The sequence below is a fragment of the Burkholderia alba genome (genome assembly GCF_034721475.1).
GTDB lineage: Bacteria > Pseudomonadota > Gammaproteobacteria > Burkholderiales > Burkholderiaceae > Burkholderia > Burkholderia alba.
The window spans coordinates 1-331 of the sequence record NZ_JAWJWL010000196.1; the positions used below are offsets into that span (position 1 = coordinate 1).

Below are 331 nucleotides of genomic sequence, written 5' to 3' on the forward strand. Positions count from 1 at the left end.
ATCTGCACGAAGTTGTCCTGGTCGCCGCCGCGGTCATGCACGAAGTAGTGCAACAGCGGCTGGGCCTCGACCAGCTGATAGCCGGCGTCCTTGTGCGCGGACCACAGGTCTGGCACCGAGCCATCGTAGGCGTCGAGTTGCGCGTTGATCCATGCAGGGTAGTCTGCAGCCACTTCTCGACCCTCGGCGTCGATGACGCGCGCCGGCCACTCGCAGAACTCGTCGCTCGTTCGCGCGTAGCGCGCGCAACGAAACTCGCTGCGCGTCGCGAGCGCCGTCAGCAACTCGGCATGCTTCGGGGCGAACGGCATCGCCAGCACGTCGGTCTGCA

General features: G+C 66.2%; 1 pseudogene. It reads right to left on the bottom strand.

Annotated elements, in window-relative coordinates:
- A pseudogene (locus RZR99_RS33200) lies at positions 1–331 on the bottom strand (hypothetical protein); the annotation flags it as partial.